Below are 6,206 nucleotides of genomic sequence, written 5' to 3' on the forward strand. Positions count from 1 at the left end.
TGTTATTTTAAAATAACGAATATAAAAAAATATTTAACATGATAAATATCGCAATATTCCTTCTGCTGCCTCTCTTCCTTCTGCTATTGCTGTTACTACAAGATCAGAACCTCGTACAATATCGCCGCCAGCAAATACTTTAGGGTTTGTTGTTTGATGTGGTATTTCTTGATTATCTGAAATAATAATTCTGCCTGAAGATGCATATTCAATATTATTTTCATCTAACCATGGATAATGTGCAGGCTTAAAGCCAAATGCGAGGATAACTGCATCAGCAGATAATAAATGCTCACTTCCTTCAATCGGTATTAATGTTTTATCGCCTTGAGTTTTAATAACGTGAATACCAACAACATTATTTTGATTATCGACTTCAATATCTATAGGTTGAAGATTAAATAAAAATTCGCCGCCTTCTTCTTTTGGCATTTTTTTACTTCACGTTTTGAACCCGGCATATTGCTTTCATCACGACGATATACACAAGTGACTTTATTGGCGCTTTGGCGAATTGCAGTACGCACACAGTCCATTGCGGTATCACCACCTCCTAATATCACGACATTTTTATCTTTAAGGTCGATATAAGGTGTTTGAGGATCTTCATCATAACCCATTAAATAACGTGTATTACCAATTAAATAAGGTAGGGCGCTATAAACACCATTCGCATTTTCATTAGGAAAATGACCGCGTAAATTGTGATAAGTACCTAACCCTAAAAATACAGCGTCATAGTGTGTTATTAGGGTATTTAGAGAGATATCTTTACCTATTTCTGTATTAAGGCAAAACTCGATCCCCATTTCACTAAATAATTCGCGGCGTCGGATCATCAATGATTTTTCGAGTTTAAAAGAGGGGATACCAAACGTAAGTAATCCCCCAATTTCTGGATGTTTATCATAAACAATCGGTTTTACGCCTTGTCGAATAAGAACATCAGCACAGGCAAGACCCGCAGGGCCAGCACCAATAATGGCGACCTTTTTATCGGTCATTGTGACGTGAGAAAGATCGGGCCGCCATCCTTGTGCTAAGGCGGTGTCATTGATGTAACGCTCAATATTGCCGATGGTGACTGCGCCAAAATCATCATTAAGCGTACAAGCACCTTCACAAAGCCTATCTTGAGGGCAAACACGACCGCAAATTTCAGGCAAACTGTTTGTTTGATGAGAAAGCTCAGCCGCCTCAATAATACGTCCTTCGTTTGCCAGCTTTAACCAATTAGGAATGTAATTATGAACAGGGCATTTCCATTCACAATAAGGATTCCCGCAGCCTAAACAGCGATCAGCTTGTGCAGAAGCTTGCTGCGGTGAAAAAGCCTCATAGATTTCAATAAACTCAATTTTGCGAATTGCTAACGGTTTTTTAGTCGGCTCAACACGATTTAAGTCGATAAACTGATACACATTCTGACTCATCATATTCTCCTATTGTGCCTGAACGCGTAATTCAGCAGATGAACGACGGGGATGACCAAGTAACGCATTGACATCACTGGATTTTGGCTTAACCAATTTGAAATGTTGTGACCAATATTCCCACTGTGAAAGTAATTTTTCTCCATGCTGTGAGCCTGTCAGCCTGACATGTTCAGCAATCATGCCTCGTAGATGTTCTGCGAGGATGGCAAAGGATGCAACAGGAAGTAACTCAATCGATGAAGTATTGATACGTTGCGATAACGTGAGATCTTCATCGAGTAGGTAGGCAAATCCCCCCGTCATTCCTGCACCAAAGTTGATGCCTGTTTTACCCAAAACGCAGACAATACCGCCAGTCATATATTCACATCCATTATCGCCAACGCCTTCAACAACAGCAATGGCACCCGAGTTTCTGACGGCAAAACGTTCCCCAGCCAAGCCTGATGCATAGAGTTTTCCACCGGTTGCACCATAAAGGCAGGTATTACCCATAATGGTTGCATGATGACTTTTAAATGCAGAACCAACGGGAGGTGAAATGACAATACGACCACCTGCCATACCTTTACCAACATAATCATTAGCATCACCGACTAAGGTTAATTCAACGCCTTGCGCATTCCATACCCCAAAGCTTTGACCTGCGGTTCCCGTAAAATAAAGTTTAATGGGTGTGGCAGATAAGCCATTTTCACCCCATTTTTTGGCAATAATACCGGATAACGTTGCGCCTACTGAGCGATCTGTATTACGAATATCAAAATAGTATGTTTGGCTTTTTTGTTGCTCCACAGCATCTCTTGTTTGAGCAACAATATGCTGATTTAATTCGCCTTTATCATAAGTATTATTATTTTCCTGACAATAAAGCGCCTTACCTGATGGTGACGTCGCTGTTTCTAATAATCCCCCTAAAGAGAGTTTTTGTTGTTTACTGCTAACACCTTCTAGGCATGAAAGTAGATCGGTTCGACCGATTAAATCGGTGATTTTTCTTACGCCAAGTAATGCCATTAACTCACGGGTTTCTTGCGCAATAAAACGAAAGTAGTTAATAACGCGTTCTGGTAATCCGTGATAATGGTTACGACGGAGCGTTTCATCTTGAGTTGCCACACCCATTGCGCAATTATTTAAATGGCAAATGCGCAGGTATTTACAGCCTAATGCCACCATTGGTCCAGTACCAAATCCAAAGCTCTCTGCGCCTAAAATCGCCGCTTTAATAATATCTAGACCCGTTTTTAATCCTCCATCGACTTGCAAACGAATTTTATGACGTAGATTATTTGCTACTAATGCTTGTTGAGTTTCAACTAAGCCTAGTTCCCACGGGCTACCCGCATATTTTACGGAGGTTAAAGGGCTTGCACCGGTACCACCGTCATAACCAGCAATGGTGATCAAATCTGCGTAAGCTTTGGCAACACCCGTAGCAATGGTGCCCACACCGGGCTCTGACACGAGTTTTACAGAAATCAGTGCTGTTGGATTGATCTGTTTTAAGTCGAAAATAAGCTGTGCTAAATCTTCAATAGAGTAGATGTCGTGATGAGGTGGGGGGGATATTAGGGTAACACCCGGTACCGCATAACGCAGTTGCGCAATATAAGGTGTGACTTTATCTCCAGGGAGTTGCCCCCCTTCACCTGGTTTTGCCCCTTGTGCGACTTTAATTTGTAAAACATCTGCGCTCATTAGATAAGAAGGCGTCACGCCAAAGCGACCTGAGGCAATCTGTTTAATCCGTGAGACTTTATTGGTGCCGTAACGAGCCGGATCTTCGCCCCCTTCACCTGAATTTGAAAATCCCCCCAATGTATTCATTGCTTGCGCAAGCGCTTCATGCGCTTCTCGGCTCAGTGCCCCTATTGACATTGCAGCTGTATCAAAGCGTTTAAATAATTCTGTTTCAGGTTCGACTTCTTCAATCGCGATAGGCGTTGTTTTGTTATTCAGGATTAGCATATCGCGTAAGGTTGTTATTGGGCGCTGTTGCACAAGGTTTGCATAATGCTGATAATCGGTATATTCCCCGCTATTGACGGCTTTTTGTAGTGCTTGAACGACATCTGGATTATAAGCATGGTATTCCCCTTTATGGGCATATTTTAATAAGCCACCCGCTTCGAGAGGATGACGAATTAACCAAGCTCGCTTAGAAAGATTAAATAAATCGTGTTCAAAATCGCTGAAATCAGCGCCATTAATCCGATTATCAACGCCTGTAAAACAGAGCTCGACAACCCTATCATTTAATCCAACGGCTTCAAAAAGTTGAGAGCAACGGTAAGAGGCAATGGTTGAAATGCCCATTTTGGACATGATCTTATACAACCCTTTATTTATGCCGTTGCGGTAATTCAGCATGACTTGGGCATAGCTTGCTTGCAGGATTTTTTTATCAACACGTTGAGCTAACGATTCATAAGCAAGATAAGGATAAATAACCGTAGCACCAAATCCGAGCAATACGGCAAAATGGTGAGGATCACGGGCACTGGCTGTTTCGACAATGATATTGGCATCACAACGTAAGTTATTATTTACCAATGTTTTTTGCACCGCACCAACAGCCATAGGCGCAGGGATAGGTAATCGCTCTTTAGTGATGTTTCTATCTGATAAAACCAATAATACCGCACCACGATTAACTTCCTGTTGTGCTTGTACGCATAATTGGCGTAACGCTGTTTCTAGGTTGCATTCTGTTGGTTGATAAGTGATATCGAGATGAACGGATTGGTAATAAGGATTTTCTTGATTAATAAGCTGTTGGAAGTCGCTATAAAGTAAAATAGGCGATGTAAAACTCAGTCGATGTGCTTGACCTTCCGCTTCACAAAATACATTCATCTCGCGGCCAATGCAGGTCGCTAAAGACATAACATGCGCTTCTCTCAATGGATCTATGGGCGGATTTGTGACTTGCGCAAATTTTTGTCTGAAATAGTCATAAATAAGACGAGGGCGTTGAGAAAGCACCGCAAATGGCGTGTCATCACCCATTGAGCCAGTTGCTTCTTGCCCATTCTCTGCGAGTACATGCAAAATGTTTTCAAGCTCTTCTTGGCTATAGGCAAATTGCTTTTGATAGGTCGCTAATAAAGTGTCATTAAAGGCACGTTGTCCTGTGGCTTGTTGTTCTGGTAAGTCTTCAAACGGCGTTAAACGTTTGACATTACGCTCTAACCACAGTTTATAAGGGTGGCGTCTTTTTAAATCTTCATCGGTTTCGGCAGAGTGTAAAATGCGCCCATGACGCGTATCAATGACCATCAGTTCACCGGGACCGACTCGTCCTTTTTCTCGCACTTCATCAGGTTGATAATCCCAAATACCTATTTCAGAAGCACAGGTGATGATGTTATCTGTAGTGATAACGTAGCGAGCAGGGCGCAAACCGTTTCTATCTAGCGTACATGCGGCATAACGACCATCTGATAATACAATACCTGCTGGACCATCCCAAGGCTCCATATGCATTGAGTTAAAATCAAAAAATGCCCGTAAATCCTCATCCATTTGTGGATTATTTTGCCATGCGGGGGGCACTAATAATCGCATGGCACGAACAATATCCATACCACCATTGAGAAAAAGCGCTAGCATATTATCGAGTGAACTTGAATCTGAGCCATTTTCATTCACAAAAGGGGCTGCACTTTGTAGATCAGGAATAAGGGGAGTATGGAATTTATAGGCACGAGCTTTAGCCCATTGGCGATTACCTGTAATGGTATTAATTTCACCGTTATGTGCTAAATAACGAAAAGGTTGTGCAAGTGGCCATCTAGGGGTGGTGTTAGTTGAAAAACGCTGGTGGAATAAACAAATTGAAGATTCCATACGTAGATCAGCAAGATCGGTAAAAAAACGGGGTAAATCAATGGCCATACAGAGGCCTTTATAAACTGTCACTAAATTAGAAAGGCTACAAATATAAAAATCATTGTCAGTAATGCGCTTTTCAATACGTCTGCGGGCAACAAAGAGTCGTCTCTCAATGTCATTTATCCGCCAGCCAGCAGGTGCATTAACAAACACTTGTTCGATTAAAGGAAGAGACGAAAGGGCAATAGCGCCTAAAATATCCGTGTTAATAGGCACTTTACGCCAGCCAACAAGAGAAAGTGTTTCACGTTGTAGTTCTTCTTCAACGATGAGACGGCATTGTTTGGCAATATTGGGATCTTGGCTTAGAAATAGCATTCCTACGGCGTAATTTTTAGTTAAATGCCAGCCTTTTTCTTGTGCAACTAATTGGAAAAAACGCGTTGGTTTTTGCAAGAGTAGTCCGCAACCATCGCCGGTTTTACCATCGGAAAGAATAGCGCCACGGTGTTGCATTCTGGCAAGACCATGGATGGCATTTCTGACAATCTTATGGCTGGCTTGTCCTTCAATATGCGCGATCAACCCAAACCCACAATTGTCTTTTTCCTGTGTCTTTTGATAGAGCATTTTTTGATCCCTACTTAGTTTACTGGACACCTCAAAAAAGAGCGCAAAAGGAACGTTTTGGCTCAAAGTATGTAGGTAAATTTATGGGTGCTCAGTCGGATGATGTTGTGTTTGCCTAGCTTGATGTGTTTTTTATATTGCTATGCAATGCCTTTTCAACTTATCGATAAATAAAAATCAGGTCAATGTGTAGGGATAGTTATCTGAGATACAATATGATAAGGAAAATTTTTAGTTTTAATGTATTGATTAATAATCGAAATTATTCTATTTAAAATAGTATGTGATCGGTTTTTTTATGTG

General features: G+C 41.4%; 1 protein-coding gene and 1 pseudogene. Both read right to left on the reverse strand.

Annotated elements, in window-relative coordinates; genetic code table 11:
* Positions 1–33: 33 nt before the first annotated feature.
* Positions 34–1,433, reverse strand: a pseudogene (locus BHE89_RS07735) (FAD-dependent oxidoreductase).
* 9 nt (positions 1,434–1,442) lie between these two features.
* A complete protein-coding gene (gene gltB / locus BHE89_RS07740; protein ID WP_069368692.1) occupies positions 1,443–5,903 on the reverse strand; it encodes a glutamate synthase large subunit in 4,461 nt (1,486 codons plus the stop codon).
* Positions 5,904–6,206: the final 303 nt, after the last annotated feature.

The organism is Shigella sp. FC1967, from assembly GCF_001743005.1.
Lineage (GTDB): Bacteria > Pseudomonadota > Gammaproteobacteria > Enterobacterales > Enterobacteriaceae > Proteus.

Coding starts and splice junctions, on each gene's coding strand:
- gltB (WP_069368692.1), bottom strand. CDS start 5,903: ATGCTCTATCAAAAGACACAGGAAAAAGACAATTGTGGGTTTGGGTTG.